The organism is Phaeobacter sp. B1627, from assembly GCF_006265095.1.
In the GTDB taxonomy this organism is placed as follows: Bacteria; Pseudomonadota; Alphaproteobacteria; order Rhodobacterales; family Rhodobacteraceae; genus Epibacterium.
The window spans coordinates 231,017-253,515 of sequence record NZ_VCNK01000001.1; the positions used below are offsets into that span (position 1 = coordinate 231,017).

Consider the following 22,499-nt stretch of genomic DNA (forward strand, 5'->3'; position numbering starts at 1 on the left):
GGCGGAGCCTACGCGACCTGTGACCTATGCGAGCGGTTCGGCCAGTTGCAGCAGGCGGTCGATATCCAGGTAGCGTTCCAGGTGATCGGCCAATGCGTCGAGGGTGTCGTCAACGCCCGCGCCATACTGCGCCGAGGCCTTGTGCCCAAGCTCCGCCAGAAAACCAGCGCGAAAGGCGTCCGATGTGAAAAGCCCATGGAGGTATGAACCGCGCACCCGGCCGTCCGCCGAGACGGCGCCTTCGTCGCGGCCCTCCAATGTAAGCCAGGCACCTGCGCAGTCGGGGCCGGTGGTCTGCCCCATGTGGATTTCGTAGCCGTCCACCGGCAGATCACCCTGTATCGTGCGCGCAGAACTCAGTGTGACACGCTTGTCGCCGCCCATGACGGTATGAACGTCGAGCAGCCCCAAGCCCTCGACCTTGCCCGGGCGTCCGTCGACACCTTTGGGGTCATCGATGGTTTTTCCGAGCATCTGATAGCCGCCACACAGGCCAAGAATGTGACCGCCCCGTCGGTGATGGGCGAGGATATCGATGTCCCAACCCTGGGCCCGCAGATAGGCCAGATCGCCAATGGTGGATTTTGATCCGGGGATCAGGATGAGATCCGCATCGCCGGGCAGGGCGCGTCCGGGAGGCACGATCTCGACCGAGACCTCCGGCTCTGCCGCCAGCGGGTCGAGATCGTCGAAATTGGCCATGCGCTCCAGTTGCGGCACCACAATTTTGCACGCACCGCCTGGGCGGGAGGCAATATCCATCATATCCTCCGCCGGCAGCTTCCAGGCCTCCCAGAACCACGGGATCACACCGAGCGAAGGCCAGCCGGTCCGGGCCGCAATATCGTCGCGGCCGTTGTCAAAGAGGCTCAGGTCGCCGCGAAATCTATTGACGGCGAAGCCCCGGATGCGGGCGCGGTCAGCCGCATCCAAAACCGTATGGGTGCCCACGATCTGGGCGATGACACCGCCCCGGTGGATGTCGCCGATCAGAATGACCGGGACATCGGCTGCTTCGGCAAACCCCATATTCGCAATGTCGCCGTGGCGAAGATTGGTCTCGGCGGGGGAGCCTGCTCCTTCGATCAGGATGATGTCGTATTGTGCTGCCAGCCTGTGAAAACTCTCCAGCACAGCGTCGAGAAGCCCGGCTTTGTCGCGCATGAAGGATCCGGCCGCGCGGGTGCCGCGGCGCTTGCCCTGTACGATGATCTGGGCGCCTGTGTCGGTTTCCGGCTTGAGCAGGACGGGGTTCATGTCGGTGTGAGGGGCGAGGCCTGCGGCCCGCGCCTGTAGCGCCTGGGCGCGACCGATCTCGCCGCCATCGGCGGTGACGGCAGCGTTGTTGGACATGTTCTGCGGTTTGAACGGCGCGACGGACAGGCCACGCCTGAGCAAAGCCCGCGCAAGGCCGGCTACGATCATCGATTTTCCGACATTGCTGCCGGTGCCTTGGATCATGATCGCTCTTGCCGCCATGGCTGTTCCTTCCGCTGCCTGCTGGATATTGCGCGACAGTTGCAGCGCTCAGAGGCCAAGGTCAATCGCGCAAACGATCTCTGGCGGAGCGGGAGCGGGCCGGGGGCTTGGGTCAAACACGTCCGCAGGTAGGTGAAATCAGAAAGAAGCTGGGCCAACATGGAAAAATCGCAGGCCAAAACAGAAAAACGCGCCCCCCAGGACGCGTTTTTCTTTTGTCAGCTTGGCAGCTTGATTAATGCGCTCAGGCCGCCTCGGCCTGCGCAGCGGTCCGGCGTTCGCTTTCTTCGCGCGACAGCGCGACGGACGTCCGCACACCGCGGCCGACAAAGCCCATCAGGCCTTCGACCACACGTTCATTCGGATCGATCCCCGCGCAGGACAGCACTTCGCGCCCGTCGCGCGACCGTGCCCAGCGGGCAATCTGTTCGGGACCATTCCCGTATTTCTTGTCATCAGCAATGGCGTCATCCAATGCAGCCAGTACCACGGCCGCAAAAAGTTTGCGGGCCCGGTTGCCCTGCTCGTTATTGTACGCGGTGCCGTCAACGAAATCTCGCATCTCGTTTCCTTTGTTGTTCTTGCTATTGCAATTTCGGCGTGGCGCTCCTTATGACGGAACTGTGACGATTCGGGTAGCCCTTTGATGCATATCATTTATGCATCTTGTGCATGCCTATTTCGTGGTCACACCTGCCTTGAAACACGACATATCGTCATCTTGCCAGCCTTTCCTACGAAGGATATAGGGGTGTTCAAGCTGTCATCAACCACCCGAAAGAGTTTTGCATGCCCAAGATCAATGGCAATGAGATCCGCCCCGGTAACGTTCTGGAGCACAACGACGGACTTTGGGCCGCGGTCAAGGTCGACCATGTGAAACCCGGCAAGGGCGGTGCCTTTGCGCAGGTCGAGATGCGGAATTTGCGAAACGGCTCCAAGCTGAACGAACGCTTTCGCTCTGCCGACAAGGTCGAACGTGTGCGCCTGGAGCAGAAGGATCAGCAGTTCCTCTATGAGAGCGACGGCATGTTAGTGTTCATGGATACCGAAACCTATGAGCAGATCGAGCTGCCGGCGGATCTGCTCGGTGACCGGCGGCCGTTCCTTCAGGACGGGATGACGATTGTCGTCGAATTCTATGATGCCGAGGCGCTGAACGCGACGGTCCCCCAGAAGGTCACCTGCAAGATCGTGGAGACCGAACCGGTGGTGAAGGGGCAGACGGCTGCGAATTCCTTCAAGCCCGCCATCCTCGACAATGGGGTGAAGGTCATGGTGCCGCCCTTTGTCGGACAGGATGAGATGATCGTGGTGAATACCGAGACCATGGAATATTCCGAGCGCGCCTGATCCGGACCCGCGTATACAGCCCCGCTGTAGGGTATCTTTTCCAGACCCCGACACTTCGGTGCCGGGGTTATCTTGTCAAAACCCGCCCCCTCCGGTGACAAATGGGCCACCAGGCCGCCGCATGTTCCTGCCGCTGCTCTGTCTGGCAGGGTAGCGGCTACGCGGGCGCACGCCGCGTCAGCGGCGCTCGGCCCAACGGGATGAGTGGCCGGAACGGCCTCGAAGACGGGCGGGAGCCCCCCGCTCAGGCGAGGCCGGGCGTCATGTGTCATGTGATCCGGCAGGCCCAGGGTGTTGCAGGCGGATGGCGACGCTACCGGGGGATTTCGATCGAATGGCCGCAGCTGTCCATCATTTTGCCGTAGGACGCCGTGAAGCCGCGCATGGAGGCGACATAGACCTGGGTACTGGCATGAAACGCGTCGAGCCCCCGCACTTCCATATGGTCAGCAACCCGCATCCACAGCAGCATATTTCTGACGTCCTGCCACCGCGGGCTGGCGTTGGCCCAGGCGATGCCCTCGCTGTCGATCCCGCCATCGGCAACGCCAAAGAACACACCCTGCTGATCAAACACGAAGGCCACCCCCTGCGCATTGCCAATCTGCGTGCGATAGCCGCGCGGGGCGGATGTGGCGTAGGTGGGGGCGGGGTAGTCATGCGGGGGGCCTGCGTCCCCGTCACTGATTTCCAGCCAAATCACCGGCATGCCATCGCCGCCGGTGCTGGCGCGGCAATACCGCCGATAGCCACCGTCGGTTCTCTGGTCGGAAATATTGACCCGCCAATCGCCGTATTCCCAATATTCATCTGCTCCGGCCTGAAAACCGGTCAGGGCCAGAATGGCGGCAAATGCCATTGCGCGCAAAATCATGAATCTATCCCTCGTGTCCGAACTCATTCTGCCCAGATTCGGGCGAATATGCAGACACTAGCGCTGAGGCTTGAACAAATCGCTATCAGAGGACAGGTCACAACGCCGGTCGCCCCCTCGCAGCACAAAGGCACAGACAGCCGCCTAGCCGGGATTTGGCCATGTCACGGTCGCCGCTCCGGCCTTCATCGGGCCTTTTGCCCGATCGTAGCGCAGATAGGCAATCGCCGCTCCACCGGACTGGGTGTACAGCGTGCCTGCCGCCTTGCCATTTGCCGTGATCTCGGCCCCGACCTCTGTGTGACCGTCCTCTGTGTGACCGTCCTCTGTGGGGCCGTCGATTTTGACCTGCTGCAGCCCTTTGCGGAGCTCTGTCTTGTGCTTCATCCGGGCGGTCACTTCCTGACCGACATAGCAGCCCTTGCGGAAATCCACCCCATGGAGCCGTTCAAAGCCCGCCTCGAGGATGTAGCTGTCGGGCGTCAATTCCACCCCTGTTTCCGGGATGCAATGGGCCACGCGTATGGCGTCCCAGTCGCTTCCGTCATCGCCAGACTCATCGCCATAGAGCCGCCAACCGAGCGCCGCGTGGCGCGGATCGGCAAAGGCCCCCTCCGGTGGCGCACCCGTGCCCCGACGCAGCTTAAGGCCGGTGGCCTCGATCGTGACATCGGCCCGCAGACGGTACATGGAGAGCCGTTTCTGCACCCCATCCCCGAGGTCCTCCGCGACATCCAGCAGCACCGCGTCGCTGTCCGCGCAGGGAACCAGAAAGAAATCCGCCAGATATTTTCCCTGCGGCGTCAGAAGGGCAGCGTAGACGAGACCTTGATCCAGCTTTTTGACATCATTCGTGACCAAGCCCTGCAGAAACGTGTGACTGTCGGGGCCACTGAGGCGAAGGATGCGGCGGTCGGACATTTTGCTCTCCCTTTCGGATCGGACAGGGTGTCGGACCCAAGATGTGACCAAGATGTGACTCCGGGCCCGGCAAAGTTCAAGCGCTCATCTGAGCAAGCAGTCCCCCAAACTGCAAGCCAGGTGTGAGCGAGACGGTCAGCCAAACATGCGACGGGCAAAGCGGCGCAGCAGGCCCGGCTGTTCCCCGTCCGGCTGTGACCCTCTCCCGCGTGCGACCTGCGCCTGAACGCCGTCGGTATCGACCAGGGTCTTGCCGTCCTGAAACTGCAACCGGTAGAGATCGGCGTATATGCCGCCCCGGGACAGAAGCTCCTCGTGGCGGCCCTCGTCCATCACCCTGCCACGTTCCATGACAATGATCTTGTCGGCGGAGCGGATTGTGGACAGGCGGTGCGCGATCACCAGCGTAGTGCGGCCGCCCGACAATTTTTCCAGCGCCTTCTGCACCACCGTTTCTGATTGGGCATCGAGGGCCGAGGTCGCTTCATCCAGCAGCAGGATCGGCGTGTCGCGCAGGATTGCCCGCGCGATCACCACCCGTTGCCTCTGGCCGCCGGACAGAGCAGAGCCACGTGGGCCGACCCGGGTTTCCAACCCCTCTGGCATCTTGTGCAGGAAATCGGAGACATGAGCCGCATCCAGCACCTCGCGCAGCCGGTCCTCGGTGACATCCGTTCGGCCCAGAAGGATGTTTTCCTTCAGCGTTTCGTCAAACAGCAGCGCATCTTGGGTGACGACGGAAAACAGATCCCGCAGCTCGCCGAGATCGATGTCGCGCACTTCGACGCCGTTCAGGGTGATCGACCCCTCCTGAGGGTCGACAAGCCGGGTCAACAAGTTGAAAATCGTGGATTTCCCGGCCCCCGATGCGCCGACCAGCGCGGTTGTCTGGCCCGCTTCGGCGTGCAGGGACAGATCCTGCAGGATCTGCGCTTCCCCATAGGACAGGTTCACCCCGGACAGGCGGATGTCCGGCAGGCCCTGTGGCGTCGGTTTCGGATCAGGCGGGGACAGCAGAGTGATTGGCGCTTCCATCAGCTCCTTGATCCGTTCCATGGCGGCGGCGGCGGCCTGCCAGATCCCCATGATGGAGGCCAGGCGGCGCATCGGGTCAAAGGCGAGACCGATGGCCGTGAAAAAGCTCATGAATTCGCCGACGGTCTTTTCCCCTTCGATGATTTCACGGCCCCCGAACAGGATCACACACATGACCCCGACCCCCGCCATCAGGTCCACCAGGCCCGAGGTCGAGGAGGCCCCGAAGGCCGCCCGGATCTGCGCGCGCACAAAGGCCGATGTGGCGGCCCGGTAGCGGCCGGTCTGATAGGTTTCGAGGCGGTTCAGCTTGATCGGGACGATGCCATGGAACACCTCGTCCAGCCGCGTGGCCTGCACCGCTCCGAGGTCGCGGGCCTGGCTGGCTTTTTTGCGCACGTAGCGCTGTACGATGGACAGCGGCAGCACCAGTGCCGGGACCCCAACCAGCATGATCGCGGTCCAGCGCCAGTCCACGCTGATCGCGACCCCGAGAACCGCCACCAACTGTGCCACGTCGCGGCCAGAGCCGGTGATCAGCGCCTGCCAGACCTGATTGATGGCCGCCACATCGGTCTGAACCCGTTGGATCAGAAATCCGGGCGGATGGTTTTGGTGAAAGCTCGCGTCCTGATGGATCAGCCGGTCCAGCATATCGGTCCGCATATGGGCCTCGGAGCGCTGGTTGATGGTTGCAAGGATCACTTTCTGGGTGACGGAGCTGATCCCGCGGAGCAGAAAAATGCCGAAAAACGCCAGGCTGACCCAGACCAGCGCGGTACTGCTGCCATCGACGAACACCAAATCGAACATCGGCTGCATCATGTAGCTGAGCGCACCAACGGAGGCACCTTCCATCAGCATGAAGACAAGGGCGATCGACAAAAGCCCGATGTGGTGGCGCAGATATCCGCGCCAGAGCCAACGCATCAACACGCGGGAGGAGGTGTATTCAGTGCTCATTGCTGGTGTCCCCGGTGCCGTCTGGTGCTGTGTGATCGTAATTTATGCGACAAGTTCCGACATTTAAGCAGCTCCTTCGCCGGGTGCAAGCAACGGGTTGGAGGCCTGCGGGGTGATTGACCTTGGCCCGCGCTTCGGTAGTCTGCGCGGACTTTGAACTTATCCCATGCGGGGAAAGGCCGGGCGCACCTGCCCGTGGCTTGCCTGTATGGGGTCTTGTCAGGACATTCGAATATGCGCGATTCTGTGAAACTCTCGTCTGGGCGGTCATATCTGGCGATTCCGGGGCCTTCGGTGATGCCCGATCAGGTTCTGCAGGCCATGCACCGTGCGTCGCCCAATATTTACGCAGGTGAACTGGTCGACATGACCAACACCCTGCCGGGTGATTTGCGCAGGGTGGCGCGCACGGAGCATCACGTGGCGATCTATATCGCCAATGGGCACGGCGCCTGGGAGGCGGCGCTGTCGAACACGCTGCAGGAAGGTGACAAGGTCCTGGTTCCGGCATCGGGGCGGTTTGCCTTTGGCTGGAGCGAGATGGCCCAGGCCTTGGGGGTCGAAATCGAAGTGCTCGATTTTGGCATGCAGGCGCCCTTCGATATGGCCCGCGTGTCAGACCGGCTGCGCGCGGATACCGGCCATCAGATCAAGGCCGTTCTGGGCGTTCATGTGGATACATCGACCTCTATCCGTAACGATATCAGTGCATTGCGCGACGCTATGGATGCGGCGGGACACCCTGCATTGTTGATGGCGGATTGTATCGCCTCGCTGGGCTGTGACCGGTTCGAAATGGACGCCTGGGGCGTGGATGTGATGGTGACCGGTTGTCAGAAGGGGCTGATGGTGCCTGCGGGGATCTCGTTTGTGTTCTTCAATGACAAGGCGGCAGAGGCGCGATCCGGTCTGTCCCGCGTCAGCCGGTATTGGGATTGGGTCCCGCGGGCGCATCCGGAATGGTTCTATCAGTTTTTTGGCGGCACGGCACCGACGCACCATCTATACGGGCTGCGCGCGGCGCTCGATCTGATCCATGCCGAGGGAATAGAGCAGGTCTGGGCCCGTCATGAAATTCTGGCGCGCGCGATCTGGGCCGCCTGTGATGTCTGGGCGGACGGCGGGGCGCTGGCCATGAATGTCGCGGATCCCGGCTTGCGCTCGCATGCGGTAACGGCCCTCAGGCTGCCGTCCCCCGGCGCGACCGACCTGCGCAGCTGGCTCGAAGACAACCTTGGTCTGACATTGGGAATAGGTCTCGGCATGGCAGACCCGAACACGCCGGAATGGCACGGGTTTTTCCGCCTTGGCCACATGGGGCATGTCAATGGCCACATGATCATGGGCCTTTTGGGCGGGATCGATACCGGATTGAAGGCGCTGAACCTGCCACATGGCCGGGGGGCGCTGGATGCGGCGTCCAATGTGTTGTCGGGCGTCCATGCGCGCTAGGGGCTGACAGATCGAGGTGGCCATGCTCCGAAGCTTTGGCCATCTCGTGCGTGTGGAGTGGTCGGTTCGTCCAGGTTTCCCGCTGTGTTTTCCCCTGTGTTTTCCCCTGTGTTGCCGCCTGTCGTTTGTCCGTTGAGCGTGGTCAAGAAGGTGCACGATCAAGAAGGTGCACGATCAAGTAGGCGAGCGGTCAAGCAGGCGCGGTCAACAAGGATGGGCGGTCAACAAGGACGAGCGATCCCAAAGCGGAAGCAGTGATCACCCCGCGAGCATCTGAGACCGCCGGATCTCATGCCCGATTGTGACAGGCCTGTGTCCTGGACTCGCCGTCTGGCCGCTTCTGTCTAGATTTTTCGGTCGACCCGGCGCTCTGCAACCAGCAGGCGCGCCTCAAGCCGGTTTATCATGTGGTTCATCACAATCGCGAACAGCAGGACGGGTACGATTCCGTAGAGCAGCCAAACCGCAAAGAAGATCCAAAGCAGGTTCACGGCGAGAAAGCTGAGCGTGGCACTGAGGGCTTCAGTATAATCCCGTTGTCCATTGATGTTCTTCATATCTCCCCTCCAGCCAGGCAGTTGGCGCCACGCTATATGCGGAGAGGTAAAGCACCGGTAAATCCCGTCCAATCTCCGGAGAATTTTTCCCCCGGAAACCAGATATTTTCCGTCACCTTTGCGATCTGGCCGCTGCAAGTGCGACCGGGAGCACGGCTTCGAACTTCTCCCGTGCGGCCTTCGGGCCGCAGCTGACGCGAATGCAGCGATTCTGCGGCGCGGCAAATGGCATCCGGACAAAGACGCCACGGGTGACCAGCTGATCCAGTACCGCCTTGGCAAAGGCGCCGTCACTGCCACAATCGATGGCGATAAAGTTTGTCGCGGAAGGCAGAGGCCGCAGGCCGTTCTCCCGCGCGATCCGTGCAATTTCATCGCGGGCCGTTGAGATCTCTGCCTGGATATGGGCGAGCCAGCTCTGGTCCTTGATCGCTTCGGTCGCGCCAATCTGCGCCGTACGGTTCATTCCGAAATGATTGCGCACCTTGTGGAAGCCTTCGATGACCTCTTGCGCGCCAAGGGCGTATCCGACGCGCGCGCCAGCCATGCCGTAGGCCTTTGACAGGGTGCGCATGCGGATCACGCGTGGGTCGGTGATCGCGACTGGCGCTGCAGTGCCCTCGGGGGCGCATTCCACATAGGCCTCATCCAGTACCAGCAGGCTGCCCTCGGGCAAATCGTCCAGTGCGGCCACGATATCGGCACCGCGATGCCAGCTTCCCATAGGGTTGTCGGGATTGGCGAGATATACCAATTTCGCGCCGACCTCCTGCGCACGGGTCATCAGTGCCGCAATATCTTCGTGATCCTCGCGGTAGGGCACTGTGTGCAGCACCCCGCCAAAACCGGCCACGTGGTAGTTGAAGGTCGGGTAGGCGCCGAGCGAGGTCACGACCGCGTCGCCCGCACTGACATAGAGCCGGACCAGATAGCCGAGGAGCCCATCAATCCCCTCGCCAACCATGATATGAGCGGGCGCTACGTCATGCAGTGCGGAGAGCGCCTGTCGCAGATCGTGGCTTTCCGCATCGCCATATTTCCAGATCTCGCCTGCAGAGGCCGCCATTGCGGCTATCGCCTTGGGCGAGGGACCAAAGAGGTTCTCGTTGGCACCGAGACGTGCATCAAACGGCTTTCCACGTTCCCTCTCATGGGTTTCGGGTCCCACGAATGGAACCGATGCGGGCAGGGATTGGGCGAGCGGGGTTTGGCGCATATCAGTCATGCGCCAAGACCTATCCGGCGGCGCAGCGGCGGGCAAGGGGCCACAATCATCGTCATGCCCTCGCGTCAGGCTGGAAAGGCATCGCGAAGCGCGGCAAGCTGCCCGGACCCATGCGATTTCGGAGGAGACGCACCCATGGCAGAGAACTCAAATCCCGACGACACGCAGGGCGAGGGCCGCGTTTCTGTCGAATTTCGCGATCACGTGGCGCATGTCATGCTGACCCGCGCCGATAAAATGAATGCGGTCGACGGTGAAATGCTGAAGGCGATCATTGCCGCGGGCAAGTCGGTTGCGGCCTCCGATGCCCGTGCGGTGGTGCTGTCCGGAGCGGGCAAGAGCTTTTGCGCGGGCCTTGATGTCATGAGCTTTGCGGCTATGGGGCAGATGCGGGACAACGACTGGATCCTTCAACGTACCGAAGGCGACTCCAATGATTTTCAGGCCGTTGCGATGATCTGGCGCAATCTGGAAATCCCGGTGATCGCGGCCTTGCAGGGGGCGGTCTATGGCGCCGGTCTGCAGATCGCGCTGGGGGCGGATATCCGCATCGCAGCGCCGGATGCGCGACTGGCCATCATGGAGATGAAATGGGGGCTGGTTCCCGATATGGGCGGCATGGCGCTGCTGCCACGATTGCTGCGCTCTGATGTGCTGCGCCAGCTGACATATACCGCCACGCCCGTCGCGGCGGAGCAGGCTGCCCTCTGGGGGCTGGTGACGGAGATCCACGACGCTCCCCTCGCGCGGGCTGAGGCGCTCGCGCTGGAGATCGCATCCAAAGGGCCAAGGGCGATCCGCGCCGCCAAGAGATTGATCAGCTATGCAGAAAGCGGCGCATCGGAGGCCGAGGTGCTGTTGCGGGAGAGTGCGGAACAGGCGGAGCTGATCGGAAAGCCGGAGCAGACCGAAGTTGTCATGGCCAATATGCAGAACCGGCGGCCCGTCTTTGAGTAGGGGGCATTCGGTTCAGGTCGGCGCCACCGGGGCGCGCCGACCTGTGGCGACGACAGTCAACGGGCGCTGATCACGGGGCGCTGATTACAGGGGAGTTGATCACGGGGAGCTGAACACGGGCGCGCGCGAACCCAAGAACGGCAGCGGCGGGGGACGGAAAGAGGGGCCAAGCCTGGCGGGGCGGCCCCTTCTCACACCGGGTCACCGCCCGATTGTCGCGCTCACAGCGAGGCGCGATAGATCTTGTCGATGTTTGAGCCAAGGGCCGCGTGGTATTGTGCATCGGACATCGCGGCGTTGAGCCCTTCGGTCAGGGCGCGGCTGAAGGACGCGATCATCGCTTTGTTCTTGGACAGGAGCGCGCAGGCCTCATCCGTCGAATATCCGCCCGAGAGCGCAACCACGCGCACGACCGCATCGTGCTCGGCAAGGCTGTCATAGAGTTCGGGAACGGTGGGGATGGTCAGCTTCAGCGCCACTTTGGTGCCTGCGGGCAAAGCATCCAGCTGAGCTTCGATTTCGGCCTTCAGGATGGTCTCGCAATCCGCCTTGGTGGCGGAGTGAATGTCGACTTCGGGTTCGATGATCGGCACCAGACCTGCCTGAGCAATCTGCAGTCCGATCTCGAATTGTTGAGCGACGATGCGTTTGATGCCGACCGCGTTGGCCTCCTTGATCACAGAGCGCATCTTGGTCCCGAAGACCCCGGCCGCGATCGCGCGATCAAGGAGCGTGTCAAGACCGGCAATCGGCTTCATCAGTTGGACACCGTCGGCCTCATCCTCCAGGCCCTTGTCGACCTTCAGAAAGGGCACGACGCCACAATTGTCCCACAGAAACTGGGGAACCGGGGTGCCATCGATGGCGGCGTCCATTGTTTTCTCGAATAGAATCGCGCCAAGGATCTTGTCGCCGTTGAAATCCGGAGAGGTGATGATCCGGGTCCGCATCTTCTGGATCTCGGCGAACATTTCCTCATCGCCGGAATAGGCATCCTCCGGCACGCCATAAAGACGCAGGGCTTTGGGGGTGGAGCCGCCGGATTGATCCAGCGCGGCAATGAACCCCTTTCCGTTTGCGATCCGGTCGAACTGTTGCTCATGGGTTGCGGTGTCTTTGACCATGACGCGCGGCCTCCTTCGGAAATAAAAAAGTAGTATTGTCGCCTCTTCTATACCGGCGCTTGTGACAGAAACAACAAATGTATTCAGATGGTTGCGCTAACGTGAGGGGGTATGGTGCGGAAAGAGGGATTTGGCGTCACTGCCTGCTGGTTTCGGTGACACCAGTAAAGCCGCAGGCGATCTCCGGAGGGGCTGGCAATGGCATCCACGGGCCAGGCGATTGGGCGACAACAGAGGCTTTGCCGGGCGGTGGGAGACCGCATGCAGGGCTGGCCCTCCCGCCGTGTCACAGAGATCGCCGTGTCACAAAGATCGGGGTGCCAGAGGGGGGCTGGACAATCGGGCGCAGATTGCCGTCAGGCAGCCGCGCATGCCGCCGAGCCGATAAAGTGCCGCAGGGCCGAGTGAGGGGATCGCGTTTCACGGGTGCGCCCTGCGAGGCGGACAGTGTCGAACAACACCGTGATGGTCATATCCGTGAACGACAGGCTCCAGTATCGCGCATCCATGGCGGCCCATCGCGCGGCTTTTTCGCTGCCGCAGATCTCGGTCACGTTCCAGGCGGACACCGGATAGGGAGAGTCGGAGAGTTCGTCCACATTCATTGGATCGACCCTGAACTCCAACACTTCGGAAAATTCGAGAATGGCCAGCCCGCCGCCGGAAATCGGGGCGATTTCGTAACACAGCAAGAGCGTGTCTCCGTCAAAGAACACTGCCGGAACTTCTTCTGTTCCGATGACCGGGAATTCCTCCCGAGGCTCCTTGCCGGTTTCTGGCATATCGTCGTCTCCACTGGCCGTCCTGGCCTGGCTTCGGTGGTCGTCTTGAATCGGACCCTAGAGAAAATGAACTGCCAAATTGCTAACGGGAACAAGAACAACGCAAAATGCCACGCAATTGCCGAGATCCCAGGGGGACCTCGGCGAAAGCCGCAGGACGGAGGGATGATCAGGCCGTCTCTCGTGAACAGAAAAGGGCGCCCTCGATGGGGCGCCCAGCTGTATTGCAGCGAGATTGCAGCCGATCTCGGTCGGCGGATGCTGTGTGTCACGGGCCATGGCCTGCGCGGGTCAGACCAGACGGGATGTTTCCTTGGCCGCGCGGACAAAATCCTTGAACAAGGGATGCGGGTCCAGCGGTTTGGATTTCAGCTCCGGGTGGAACTGAACACCAATGAACCAAGGATGATCTGTCCATTCGACGATTTCCGGCAGGCTGCCATCGGGGCTCATTCCGGTGAACTTGAGACCGCAGGCCTCAAGCTTTTCGCGGTAGGCGATGTCCACTTCATAGCGATGACGGTGACGCTCCTCGATCGCGGTGGTGCCATAGACCTCTGCCACCTTCGAGCCTTCGGTCAGGGTCGCATCATACGCACCAAGGCGCATGGTGCCGCCCTTGTCGTCCTCGGCGCTGCGGTTGACCTTGTGGTTGCCCTGCACCCATTCCTTGAGGTGATAGACCACCGGTTCGAACCGCTTCTTGCCGGCCTCGTGGTCGAATTCCTCCGAACCGGCCTCGGCGATTCCTGCAACATTGCGCGCGGCTTCGATGACCGCCATCTGCATGCCGAGGCAAATACCCAGATAGGGCACCTTGTGCTCGCGGGCGTATTGCGCCGCCTTGATCTTGCCCTCGGTGCCGCGTTCGCCAAAGCCGCCGGGCACCAGGATCGCATGAAACCCTTGGAGGTGCGGAGTGGCGTCTTCCTTGTCGAACAGCTCTGCATCGACCCATTCGATGCGCACCTTCACCCGATTTGCCATGCCGCCATGGGTCAAGGCCTCGGCGATGGATTTATAGGCGTCCTCGAGCTGGATGTACTTGCCGACAATGGCGATCTTGACCTCGCCTTCGGGGTTGTAGATGCGGTCTGCCACATCCTCCCAGCGGTCCAGAACCGGGCGCGGGGCAGGGGCTATGCCAAACGCGTCCAGCACCGCCTGATCAAGACCCTCGCGGTGATAGGCCAGCGGTGCCTCGTAGATCGATTTCAGATCCTGCGCGGCAATCACGCTGTCGGCGCGTACGTTGCAGAACAGCGCCAGCTTTTCGCGCTCCTTGACGGGAATCGGACCTTCGGAGCGGCACACGAGGATATCGGGCGCCAGGCCGATCGAGCGGAGCTCCTTCACCGAGTGCTGTGTCGGTTTCGTCTTCAGCTCGCCCGACGCCTTGATGTAGGGCAGCAGCGTCAGATGCATGAAGATACACTGGCCACGGGGCTTGTCCTGCGAAAACTGGCGGATGGCCTCAAAGAAGGGCAGACCTTCGATATCGCCCACGGTGCCGCCGATCTCACACAGCATGAAATCGACCTCATCCTCTCCGATGGAGATGAAGTCTTTGATCTCATTGGTGACATGGGGGATCACCTGAATGGTTTTCCCGAGGTAGTCGCCGCGGCGTTCCTTTTCCAGCACGTTGGTGTAGATTCGCCCCGACGAGATGGAATCCGTATTGCGCGCCGGCACGCCGGTGAACCGCTCGTAGTGACCAAGGTCGAGATCGGTTTCAGCACCATCGTCGGTGACAAAGACCTCGCCGTGTTCAAAGGGGCTCATGGTGCCGGGATCGACGTTCAGATAGGGATCCAGCTTTCGCAATCGCACGGAGTAGCCCCGGGCCTGCAGCAGCGCGCCAAGAGCGGCAGACGCCAGCCCCTTGCCCAGTGATGAAACAACACCGCCAGTGATAAAAATGAAACGCGCCATGTTTTCGGCTGCCCCCGTGAGATCGTGTCAGGTCCAAGTCGGTTCAGATACGATCCGGACTCCCGGATCGATGAGCTGCCCGGCGGTTCAAAAAACCGCAGCATCACGGGGCTTCACAGCTATCAGATTCGCAACGCATGCGCAAGGGAACCGCAAGATGCTGTTACGGTTCCCGAAAGCTTGTCTAGGTTTTGTGGGTTAGTCGGCGCTGGGCACCAAGGGCGCGTTTTCGCTCTGGCTCGGCGGCAAAAGGTCGCTGCCCAAAGGCGAGGTCGGCGCGGCAGGTGTGCCATCGGCGGTCGGGACTGTCAGGCTGTCGGTGATCGACGATCCGGCAGAATTGCGTGCGGCAAGAACCGTCAGCGTAATCGACGTGCCGATGAAGGCAATGGCCAGAAACCAGGTGATCTTGCTCAGCGCGGTTGCGGCCGCGCGCCCGGTCATGGCTCCGCCACCACCGCCACCACCCATGCCAAGGCCACCGCCCTCCGAGCGTTGCAGCAGAACAACGGCAATGATGCCGAGCGCCAGAAGAAGATGGATGATGAGAACGACGTTTTGCATAGGACCCTGCGGCTGTTGGCTGAGTATCGGGCGGTTCATAGGCAAGATTGCCGGGCGGGGCAAGGGCGGAGTTGCAACCACGGCCTGCGGCGGCCACCGACCGGCGCAGGAACGGCCACAGGACCCGTCACAGGATATGTCCACAGGCGGTGTCGGCCAACGCCGCGAACCGGGCGAAAGGGGGATGGGCGAAAGCGGGGGCTATTTGACCGGGCCGACAAACACGACCTTGAGCTTCACGGGTTTCAACAGGCCCATTTCCTGCGCCACCCAGGCGATATTGCCGGCCAGCCGCAGCTTGGCGCCACGCACCGTCAGATCCTTCGGAAGCCAGTCGAACCGAAAGTCAAATTTGTCCACGAGCTCGCCCTTGGCCATCAGTTTTTTGCCCTGTCGGGAGATTTCCCCGGTGAGGGTGGCCTCATAGAAGGCGCGGGCCAGATCGGGATTCGATTTGAACAACAAGCGCGATTTGAAACAGGAATTCACCTGTTTTGCTGCGAAACTGCGAAACTCGCGGGCGTTCAGGATGGCGGCAGCGGCCTTTGACGTCGCCGCATGGGTCAAAGTGCCGCCACCGTTGATGCTCTTTTTCAGATGGAGGTGCGTGATCGGGTGGCTCATCTTGTGGAGCTTGTCGTTCAGCGCGTGCATTTCTGATTTGACCAGGGCGCGCGGCATGTCGCTGATCTCCCTGATCGCTTGCTGAGCGGCGCGGGCATTCTTGATGATTTCCCGTTGAAAATAATCGTCTATGGATATCGGCATCGTAAAAGCTCCGGTCAAAATGGGACAGTAATCTGGGGTCCGGGACTGATATGGGGAAAACTCTGCGCGAGGCCAAAGGGCCGGGCAAGGGATAATTCCGTGAAATCTCGCGCCCGGGAAGCCGGGGACGCGGACCCTGAACCACCGGCTTTGCCTCGGGCAAACTGGCGGTGAGGCTAAATTGCTGTTTCATCGCACGAAGGGCCTCGTTATACGGGGCTCTGGATTTGAACCCGCATGCAAAGGACCGGATATGGCCAATGTTGTCGTTGTCGGCGCCCAATGGGGCGATGAGGGAAAAGGCAAGATCGTTGACTGGCTCAGCGAACGTGCAGATGTAATCGCGCGGTTTCAGGGCGGTCACAATGCGGGCCACACGCTCGTTATCGATGGCAAGGTCTACAAGCTGCACGCGCTGCCCTCCGGTGTGGTGCGCGGGGGAAAGCTGTCGGTGATCGGCAATGGTGTGGTCCTTGACCCGTGGCATCTGCTGAAGGAGATCGCGACGGTGCGCGCGCAGGGGGTGGAGATCACGCCCGAAACCCTGATGATTGCGGAAAACACGCCCCTGATCATGCCGTTTCATGGCGAATTGGACCGCGCGCGTGAAGAGGCCGCGTCCAAGGGCACCAAGATCGGCACCACCGGTCGCGGTATTGGCCCGGCCTATGAAGATAAGGTGGGGCGCCGTGCGATCCGTGTCGCGGATCTGGCCGATCACGCCACATTGGAGGCACGCGTGGACCGTGCGCTGCAGCATCACGACCCGCTGCGCAAGGGGTTGGGCGTTGAGGCGATCGACCGCGACGCTCTGATTGCCCTGCTGAAAGAGATCGCCACTGAAATTCTTCCGTTCGCGGCACCTGTCTGGAAGGTGATGAACGAGAAACGCAAGGCTGGGAAGCGCATCCTGTTCGAAGGCGCGCAGGGCGCGTTGCTGGACATCGATTTTGGCACCTATCCCTATGTGACGTCATCGAATGTGATCGCGGGCCAGGCCGCAACCGGGGTGGGCATCGGCCCGAATTCCATCGACTACGTGCTTGGGATCGTGAAGGCCTATACCACACGTGTGGGGGAGGGGCCGTTTCCGACCGAGCTGGAAGATGAGGATGGCAACCGCCTTGGGACGCGGGGTCATGAATTTGGCACCACAACCGGGCGCAAGCGCCGCTGTGGCTGGTTCGATGCCTGCCTGGTGCGTCAGACCTGCGCGACGTCCGGGATCAACGGCATTTCGCTGACCAAGCTTGATGTTCTTGACGGATTTGAAACGCTGAAGATTTGCACCGGCTATGAGCTGGACGGCGAACGGCTGGACTATCTGCCGACGGCGGCCGACCAGCAGGCGCGCTGTACCCCGATCTACGAAGAGATGGACGGGTGGAGCGAGTCGACGGAAGGGGCGCGATCCTGGGCGGAACTGCCGGCCAATGCGATCAAATATGTGCGGCGCGTCGAGGAGCTGATCGAGTGCCCCGTTGCCCTGCTGTCCACCAGCCCGGAGCGGGACGACACGATTCTCGTGACCGACCCGTTTGCTGACTGATGGCCGAGTCTGAGGGGCTGAGCTATCGCGCCCGCAGGATCTGGGCGTTGGTTATCCTGCTGGTCGGGATGCCGCTCTATATTGTCGCGGCGGTGACGGTTCTGAGCTTTCTTGATCGCCCGCCCTTGTGGTTGGAGCTATTGATCTATGTGGCGCTGGGGGTGATCTGGGTCCTGCCCTTCAAATTTGTGTTCCGCGGGGTCGGCAAGGAAGATCCGGATGCCCTGCATGACGAGCATCGGAAATAGGCGCGCGGGGAGGGGCTCCCGCCAAGGCTCCCAGCCCCGATGGGACTGATCCCCTTTGTTGGGCCCGGCGCGGCGCCCCTTTCAGGGGCGCCGCGCCGGTCGCTTTGGGCTTTGCCCAAAGCGAAAACCCTCAATGATAGCAATGTCGTGGAGTGGTGGGCTTGGATTTGCACTCGGCACCGAGACGGCTCTGACGGGACGGAGACGGCTCTGACCGGCGGCCGACGGGCGGGGCGGGGCCTCTGCCCACGCAGAACGCCGCCGCCCCGCAAGGGCTGCGTTCTGGGGCGCGGCGCGACCCATAGCGGATCGGGAGGCGGCGGATCGGGACGCGGCGCACCGGGGCGCAGGCCTATCCGGCGGCCCGGTTGCCGGGACGAAAGCCGATTTGCGAGGATACGGAAAACCGGCCGTTCGACGCTTTCTTCAGTTTTCCTTCGCGCAAAAGCTGCCCGAACGAGCGCAGGCTGTCCTCACGATTGAAGTCATCCTGGCCTTCCAGCATCCTCACCTTGTTGATCAGTTGCGGACGGGAAAAGCTCTCGCGCCCTTCGACAAAGCTCATGTAGGATGCCGCAGCTTCCAGTAATTCCTGTAATTCCACGGCGCCGTTTTCCGAGGCGTATCTGGCAAAGGCGCCATCTTGGGATCGCTGCTGCGGGACCTCCGCTTCATCGCCTTTCAGGATCGTGCTGGAGACACGCCGCGGGCGCACCGGAGAGGCGCTCGGCGCGTTGACCACCTCGGTCTGTGCGGGAGGTGAAACAGAGACCTCCTCGGCGGTCGCGGCATCAATGCGCTGTTCTGCAACCAATTTCAGCGGAGCGAGGCGGGATCCTTGGTCGGTGCCGTCCGGGGAGCTGCGCGTTGTGGCCTCGGGGCGCGGGGATCGGTGGGGCTGCACCACGCTGGCCAGATCTTCGCGAAACGCCCGCGCCCGGGCCTCGCGGCGGGCATCGTCACCGCCGTCCTGGTCTGCTTGTGCGGCCGCGACGGCCGCTCGCAACTGATTGTATGTCGCGCGCGAGGTCGCGGCTTGTTCGTCGCTCAGCCGGTCATTGGCGGTGGCCATCAGGCGCGACAGGTCTCCGTCCGGGGAGCTGTCGGCCGAGATCAGACGCGCGCGTGCGCTTTGGTCAGACTGCGGGACAGCCGGTCTGGTGACGGCCTCAGTCGATGCGATCTGCCCCGATTTCAGGGGCATGTCGTCGGCCTGGAACGCGCCATCGGTTTCGGCCGCGTCGATGTCACTTTGCATGTCACTTGCGGTATCGTCGTCCGCATCGTCCACATCGTCGCTCTGTGACGCGGCGGATGACGCGACAAGCTCCGCTTCCACGGCCGCCAACTCAGCCAGCAATTCGGCCTCGTCGTCCGCGGACAGGCTGCTTGGCGGCGGAGCGGGGCGCGGACGGGGGCGCCTGGGTCTGGGCGGGTCGGTCGCGGCCACGGCGGGAGGCTCGGGGGCTGTCCCGGGGCCTGTCTCGGAGACGGGCATGGCGGCGGCGGTTGGATCCGACACGTCCTTCGCCGTCGAGTCGATCACCGGGCTGTCGACCGGCGCACGTTTGACACGGATGATGCGACCTTTTACGGGCCGTCTCGGGGTGACCGGCTTGGTGATCGCCGGAGCCTCCACGCTGTCAGTGGTGTCGGCCAACGCAGCAGGGCGCGTCTGTGTCGCGCGGTGCTCATTGCCGGGGGAAGGAACGGCATCGGCATCCGGAGCTGACTCCGTCTCGACTGTTGCCCCGACTGTTGCCCCGACTGTTGCAGGGTCCGTCTGGCTGTCGGCCTCAACATCGCCATCGACGTCCTGTTGAGCCGCTTCGGCGCCTGATGCCGTGCCCGACGCCCTTTGATCCGGACCGGAGTGCCGGGCAGTGTCATTTCGATCTGCCGTCTTCGGGGCAACCGGTTCAGCCTCGGTCTGGAGGCTCAGCCGGTCGAGCATTGCGCTGATCGAATCCTCATTGTCATGCGCAATCTCTTCCGGATCCGGTGAGCCGCCCTCGGTCGGACTATCCAGCGCCAGAACCTCATCCAGGGTGGATTTTTCGTCGCCTGAAAAGCTGTCGGCATGTTCGTCTTCGGTAAAATCCTCATCCTCGACCGGAGTCTTGGCCACCACCGCCCGGATGCGCTGTAGTTTTGCGGCGATGCTCTCGGCGGCTGGTCGCTCGGCAGCAGCAGCAACGGAGTCCGCATGCTGCATATCTGGGGCGCCCAAATCCGCAGCAGGCGCGGCCGTGGCGGGCGCAGTGGTCGGCGTGAGGTTCGTGTGCACGCCCCAGAGAATGCTGTCGGACTTTGTCGGCCTAGGCTGTTCATCTGCCGGGTCCCGCTCGGCCCTTTGATCTTTCGCGTTCCGCTCGGCCGTTTGATCTGCAGGGATCGCTGGACCAGGTTCAGGCTCTGCAGGTGCCGCTGAGGGGGGCGCTTCGACGGGGGAGGGGGCAGCAGGGTTTGAAATCGTAACCGGGGACACTTCCTCCGGGTGGGAAGAGCCTGCAGACCCCAGCGCGGGCGCCGTCAGGACAGGTGCAGAAGTTGGCGCATCAGCCGCATGAGCCGACGCCATGTCAGGGGCGTCGGCGGCAGCCGCCCGCAGGTGAATGCCACCGTCGCTGCTGCGTGCCTCGACCTGACGGGCAATTTCACGTTGCGCGATCCGGGCCAGCATATCCGCGTCCGGCTGCGGGGGTTCCGCGCCGAAGTAGCGGTCGTCTGCCGCAAGATCCCGAAAATACTCCGCGATCGCCTTCATTGTGCCAAACGAGTCCTCGAACCCCTCTAGCGTGCATGAAAACGTTCCGTAAGAAACGGTTAAAACTTTGTTATTCTGCACCATCGGTCAGTTCGTCCTCACCAGAGTCGTACCGTTTAACTTAAGGGTGGAAAGGTCAAATTCGGTCCCAATTCTAGCAATTGTTCGTATAATTTTGTGTTTAGATTGTGGCTTGTTTCCATTTCTGCGAGATATCCCCCCATGGAAAAGGTGATTGTTCATGAGACAGCCCCGGTGACGCTGATCGGGGGCGGCGAGGTGGCGGTGTCCGACCTGAGGGAGGCCCTCTCGCTTGCGCCGATGCTGATTGCTGCGGACGGTGGCGCTGACAGGGCTCTTTACCTCGGCTCTCAACCTAGGGCGGTCATCGGCGATTTCGACTCCATATCGGAGCAGGCCCGGTCAACCCTGTCGCAGAGTCTGCTGCATTTGGTTGCGGAGCAGGAAACCACGGATTTCGACAAGGCGCTGAGAGCGATACAGGCACCGCTGGTGCTGGCGATCGGCTTTCTTGGCGCGCGGCTTGATCACCAATTGGCGGCTTTGCATGTGTTGGCGCAACCGCATGTCCCTCCTTGCATCCTGATTGGCGCCAATGAGGTCGTGATCCACGTCGTAGAACCGCTGGAGGTGGATTTGGAGCCCGGTGCGGTGGTGTCCTTGTTTCCATTGTCTGTGGTCACGGGCCGCTCTCAAGGGTTGGAATGGCCGGTAGACGGGCTTGTTTTGTCGCCGATGACGCGGATCGGAACCTCCAACCGGGCCACAGGCCCCATCCGGATTGAGACCGACGGCCCGGGGCTGCTCGCGATTTTGCCGCGCCACAGCCTTGGCATGGTTATTGCGGCGATGCTGGCGCGCCGGTCGCGGTTGGAGACGGCCCAACAGATCCCGTGACGCGGCTGGCCTGTCGTTCCCGCAGGACTGCATAGAGGCCCGCACCCGTGGTCAGCGCAATGCCGCAGGCGGATGTGGTATTGGGGAATTCAGAAAAGAACAGCCAGCCGACCAGGACCGCGACCGGGATTTCCAGATACTGCATGGAGGCCAATGTGCTGGTCGGCGCATAGCGCAGGGACCAGGTCATCATCAGATGGGCGCCCGTTCCAAGAATGCCGACGAGGATCAGCAGATCCATGTCCCCTGGCGGCGGCAGAGAAGCGCTGTCGAAATCGGTGAGGGAAAGGCCTACGCCCAGGAGGAACAGCGCGATCATCCCGGTACAGGCAAATCCGCCGGAGAGGGCCTGAAGCGCAATCGGGTCAATGTCTCGGGCAATCTTGCGTGTCACCAGCATGAACAGCGCGAAGATAACGGCGACGGCAAGGGGCCAAAGGGCGTTGGCGCCGACTTGGGAAAAGCTGGGCTGGATCACCAGAAGCGTGCCCGTGAAGCCAATGACGCAGGCGCCGAGGCGGCGTAGTCCCACGTCTTCCTGCAGCACATATTTCCCGAGCAGCAACATGATAAAAGGCATTACGAAGGCGATCGCGACGGCGTCGGCCAGGGGGAGAAACCTGAGCGCCATGAACATCGATGTGATCCCCGCCATCTGAAGCAATGTGCGCAGAATGACCAGGGGCAGGAGCTTCGGATCCAAGCGGAGCGGGATGCGTAGGATCAGGGCAACTGGAAACAGGATCACAGCCTGAACAGCAAAGCGCGCGAAGACGATTTGTCCGACTGGAATGCGGCTCGACAGGATTTTGGCGACGGCATCGCCCAGAGGGATAACCGCGCAAAACCCCAGCATCAAAGCGATGCCAAGAAGCGGACGGTCCGTATCATGTCGATAGGCTTGGCTCATGAGAGGACGCTAGGGTCCACCTTTGATCTTGGCAAGTGGGCGATAGGGTCACAAATCGATCGGGTTCAACGGGTACCATGCAAATACCGGAGGTGTTTCGCTTCGGGCCATGCCCGAA

The 22,499-nt window shown here is 61.9% G+C and carries 20 protein-coding genes; 6 read left to right on the top strand and 14 right to left on the bottom strand.

The genetic code is table 11. From position 1 onward, the window contains the following. Window positions 1-24: 24 nt before the first annotated feature. Together FGE21_RS01005 and FGE21_RS01010 are read right to left on the bottom strand one after the other, a co-directional pair. Window positions 25-1,479, bottom strand: a complete 1,455-nt coding sequence (locus tag FGE21_RS01005; protein WP_139660899.1) for a cobyric acid synthase — start codon at window positions 1,477-1,479, stop codon at window positions 25-27. Window positions 1,480-1,723: 244 nt separating this feature from the next. Then, a complete protein-coding gene (locus FGE21_RS01010) occupies window positions 1,724-2,041 on the bottom strand; it encodes a DUF6280 family protein (protein WP_068242366.1) in 318 nt (105 codons plus the stop codon). A gap of 227 nt (window positions 2,042-2,268) precedes the next feature. On the opposite strand from FGE21_RS01010, the gene efp reads away from it, so the two are divergent. Next, on the top strand, window positions 2,269-2,832 hold the full coding sequence (efp, locus tag FGE21_RS01015) for an elongation factor P (protein WP_139660901.1): 564 nt from the start codon (window positions 2,269-2,271) through the stop codon (window positions 2,830-2,832). Between the two features lie 313 nt (window positions 2,833-3,145). On the opposite strand, the gene FGE21_RS01020 is transcribed toward efp, so the two are convergent. From FGE21_RS01020 to FGE21_RS01030, 3 genes are all read right to left on the bottom strand, one after another. Beyond that, window positions 3,146-3,706, bottom strand: coding sequence for a hypothetical protein (locus FGE21_RS01020; protein WP_255731202.1), 561 nt, complete (start codon window positions 3,704-3,706; stop codon window positions 3,146-3,148). Window positions 3,707-3,850: 144 nt separating this feature from the next. Then, window positions 3,851-4,627 (bottom strand): folate-binding protein YgfZ, encoded by a 777-nt coding sequence (locus FGE21_RS01025; protein ID WP_139660904.1) that lies wholly within the window; start codon window positions 4,625-4,627, stop codon window positions 3,851-3,853. A gap of 135 nt (window positions 4,628-4,762) precedes the next feature. Beyond that, entirely contained in the window at window positions 4,763-6,625 is a 1,863-nt protein-coding gene (locus FGE21_RS01030; RefSeq protein WP_139660906.1) for an ABC transporter ATP-binding protein, read from the bottom strand. Between the two features lie 234 nt (window positions 6,626-6,859). Between FGE21_RS01030 and FGE21_RS01035 the strand changes: the two genes are divergently transcribed. Then, window positions 6,860-8,077: an alanine--glyoxylate aminotransferase family protein gene (locus FGE21_RS01035; RefSeq protein WP_139660907.1), complete on the top strand. Its 1,218-nt coding sequence runs from the start codon at window positions 6,860-6,862 to the stop codon at window positions 8,075-8,077. Window positions 8,078-8,421: 344 nt separating this feature from the next. On the opposite strand, the gene FGE21_RS01040 is transcribed toward FGE21_RS01035, so the two are convergent. Together FGE21_RS01040 and FGE21_RS01045 are read right to left on the bottom strand one after the other, a co-directional pair. Further along, the gene (locus tag FGE21_RS01040) at window positions 8,422-8,634 is read right to left on the bottom strand and encodes a hypothetical protein (RefSeq protein WP_139660909.1); all 213 of its coding nucleotides are present in this window, start codon (window positions 8,632-8,634) and stop codon (window positions 8,422-8,424) included. Between the two features lie 112 nt (window positions 8,635-8,746). Continuing rightward, entirely contained in the window at window positions 8,747-9,859 is a 1,113-nt protein-coding gene (locus FGE21_RS01045; RefSeq protein WP_139660910.1) for a pyridoxal phosphate-dependent aminotransferase, read from the bottom strand. A 135-nt stretch (window positions 9,860-9,994) separates the two neighbouring features. Here FGE21_RS01045 and FGE21_RS01050 point away from each other — a divergent pair, with 135 nt between their 5' ends. Then, window positions 9,995-10,816: a crotonase/enoyl-CoA hydratase family protein gene (locus tag FGE21_RS01050; RefSeq protein WP_139660912.1), complete on the top strand. Its 822-nt coding sequence runs from the start codon at window positions 9,995-9,997 to the stop codon at window positions 10,814-10,816. 221 nt (window positions 10,817-11,037) lie between these two features. Here the strand turns inward: FGE21_RS01050 and FGE21_RS01055 are convergent, their stop codons facing one another. The 5 genes from FGE21_RS01055 to FGE21_RS01075 all read right to left on the bottom strand — a co-directional run bounded on the left by FGE21_RS01055 (window position 11,038) and on the right by FGE21_RS01075 (window position 15,989). After that, on the bottom strand, window positions 11,038-11,940 hold the full coding sequence (locus tag FGE21_RS01055; protein ID WP_139660914.1) for a fructose bisphosphate aldolase: 903 nt from the start codon (window positions 11,938-11,940) through the stop codon (window positions 11,038-11,040). Between the two features lie 356 nt (window positions 11,941-12,296). Continuing rightward, a complete protein-coding gene (locus tag FGE21_RS01060) occupies window positions 12,297-12,722 on the bottom strand; it encodes a hypothetical protein (protein WP_139660916.1) in 426 nt (141 codons plus the stop codon). Window positions 12,723-13,013: 291 nt separating this feature from the next. Then, window positions 13,014-14,657 (bottom strand): CTP synthase, encoded by a 1,644-nt coding sequence (locus FGE21_RS01065; protein WP_139660918.1) that lies wholly within the window; start codon window positions 14,655-14,657, stop codon window positions 13,014-13,016. Between the two features lie 198 nt (window positions 14,658-14,855). Then, window positions 14,856-15,221 (bottom strand): preprotein translocase subunit SecG, encoded by a 366-nt coding sequence (gene secG / locus FGE21_RS01070; RefSeq protein WP_139660919.1) that lies wholly within the window; start codon window positions 15,219-15,221, stop codon window positions 14,856-14,858. Between the two features lie 201 nt (window positions 15,222-15,422). Next, on the bottom strand, window positions 15,423-15,989 hold the full coding sequence (locus FGE21_RS01075) for a hypothetical protein (RefSeq protein ID WP_139660921.1): 567 nt from the start codon (window positions 15,987-15,989) through the stop codon (window positions 15,423-15,425). A 253-nt stretch (window positions 15,990-16,242) separates the two neighbouring features. Between FGE21_RS01075 and FGE21_RS01080 the strand changes: the two genes are divergently transcribed. Together FGE21_RS01080 and FGE21_RS01085 are read left to right on the top strand one after the other, a co-directional pair. After that, the gene (locus FGE21_RS01080; RefSeq protein WP_139660922.1) at window positions 16,243-17,538 is read left to right on the top strand and encodes an adenylosuccinate synthase; all 1,296 of its coding nucleotides are present in this window, start codon (window positions 16,243-16,245) and stop codon (window positions 17,536-17,538) included. Beyond that, on the top strand, window positions 17,538-17,786 hold the full coding sequence (locus FGE21_RS01085) for a DUF2842 domain-containing protein (RefSeq protein WP_139660924.1): 249 nt from the start codon (window positions 17,538-17,540) through the stop codon (window positions 17,784-17,786). The genes FGE21_RS01080 and FGE21_RS01085 overlap by 1 nt, the downstream gene beginning before the upstream one ends. A 352-nt stretch (window positions 17,787-18,138) precedes the next feature. On the opposite strand, the gene FGE21_RS01090 is transcribed toward FGE21_RS01085, so the two are convergent. After that, entirely contained in the window at window positions 18,139-20,553 is a 2,415-nt protein-coding gene (locus tag FGE21_RS01090; protein WP_255731204.1) for a chemotaxis protein CheA, read from the bottom strand. A gap of 222 nt (window positions 20,554-20,775) precedes the next feature. Here FGE21_RS01090 and FGE21_RS01095 point away from each other — a divergent pair, with 222 nt between their 5' ends. Beyond that, entirely contained in the window at window positions 20,776-21,471 is a 696-nt protein-coding gene (locus FGE21_RS01095; RefSeq protein WP_139660927.1) for a thiamine diphosphokinase, read from the top strand. On the opposite strand, the gene FGE21_RS01100 is transcribed toward FGE21_RS01095, so the two are convergent. Beyond that, a complete protein-coding gene (locus FGE21_RS01100) occupies window positions 21,413-22,381 on the bottom strand; it encodes a DMT family transporter (RefSeq protein ID WP_139660928.1) in 969 nt (322 codons plus the stop codon). The genes FGE21_RS01095 and FGE21_RS01100 overlap by 59 nt on opposite strands. Window positions 22,382-22,499 lie beyond the last annotated feature (118 nt).

Bases quoted from the DNA above. Each gene is read 5' to 3' on its own strand.
- FGE21_RS01005 (WP_139660899.1), bottom strand. From the start codon at position 1,479: ATGGCGGCAAGAGCGATCATGATCCAAGGCACCGGCAGCAATGTCGGA.
- FGE21_RS01010 (WP_068242366.1), bottom strand. From the start codon at position 2,041: ATGCGAGATTTCGTTGACGGCACCGCGTACAATAACGAGCAGGGCAAC.
- efp (WP_139660901.1), top strand. From the start codon at position 2,269: ATGCCCAAGATCAATGGCAATGAGATCCGCCCCGGTAACGTTCTGGAG.
- FGE21_RS01020 (WP_255731202.1), bottom strand. From the start codon at position 3,706: ATGATTTTGCGCGCAATGGCATTTGCCGCCATTCTGGCCCTGACCGGT.
- FGE21_RS01025 (WP_139660904.1), bottom strand. From the start codon at position 4,627: ATGTCCGACCGCCGCATCCTTCGCCTCAGTGGCCCCGACAGTCACACG.
- FGE21_RS01030 (WP_139660906.1), bottom strand. From the start codon at position 6,625: ATGAGCACTGAATACACCTCCTCCCGCGTGTTGATGCGTTGGCTCTGG.
- FGE21_RS01035 (WP_139660907.1), top strand. From the start codon at position 6,860: ATGCGCGATTCTGTGAAACTCTCGTCTGGGCGGTCATATCTGGCGATT.
- FGE21_RS01040 (WP_139660909.1), bottom strand. From the start codon at position 8,634: ATGAAGAACATCAATGGACAACGGGATTATACTGAAGCCCTCAGTGCC.
- FGE21_RS01045 (WP_139660910.1), bottom strand. From the start codon at position 9,859: ATGACTGATATGCGCCAAACCCCGCTCGCCCAATCCCTGCCCGCATCG.
- FGE21_RS01050 (WP_139660912.1), top strand. From the start codon at position 9,995: ATGGCAGAGAACTCAAATCCCGACGACACGCAGGGCGAGGGCCGCGTT.
- FGE21_RS01055 (WP_139660914.1), bottom strand. From the start codon at position 11,940: ATGGTCAAAGACACCGCAACCCATGAGCAACAGTTCGACCGGATCGCA.
- FGE21_RS01060 (WP_139660916.1), bottom strand. From the start codon at position 12,722: ATGCCAGAAACCGGCAAGGAGCCTCGGGAGGAATTCCCGGTCATCGGA.
- FGE21_RS01065 (WP_139660918.1), bottom strand. From the start codon at position 14,657: ATGGCGCGTTTCATTTTTATCACTGGCGGTGTTGTTTCATCACTGGGC.
- secG (WP_139660919.1), bottom strand. From the start codon at position 15,221: ATGCAAAACGTCGTTCTCATCATCCATCTTCTTCTGGCGCTCGGCATC.
- FGE21_RS01075 (WP_139660921.1), bottom strand. From the start codon at position 15,989: ATGCCGATATCCATAGACGATTATTTTCAACGGGAAATCATCAAGAAT.
- FGE21_RS01080 (WP_139660922.1), top strand. From the start codon at position 16,243: ATGGCCAATGTTGTCGTTGTCGGCGCCCAATGGGGCGATGAGGGAAAA.
- FGE21_RS01085 (WP_139660924.1), top strand. From the start codon at position 17,538: ATGGCCGAGTCTGAGGGGCTGAGCTATCGCGCCCGCAGGATCTGGGCG.
- FGE21_RS01090 (WP_255731204.1), bottom strand. From the start codon at position 20,553: ATGAAGGCGATCGCGGAGTATTTTCGGGATCTTGCGGCAGACGACCGC.
- FGE21_RS01095 (WP_139660927.1), top strand. From the start codon at position 20,776: ATGGAAAAGGTGATTGTTCATGAGACAGCCCCGGTGACGCTGATCGGG.
- FGE21_RS01100 (WP_139660928.1), bottom strand. From the start codon at position 22,381: ATGAGCCAAGCCTATCGACATGATACGGACCGTCCGCTTCTTGGCATC.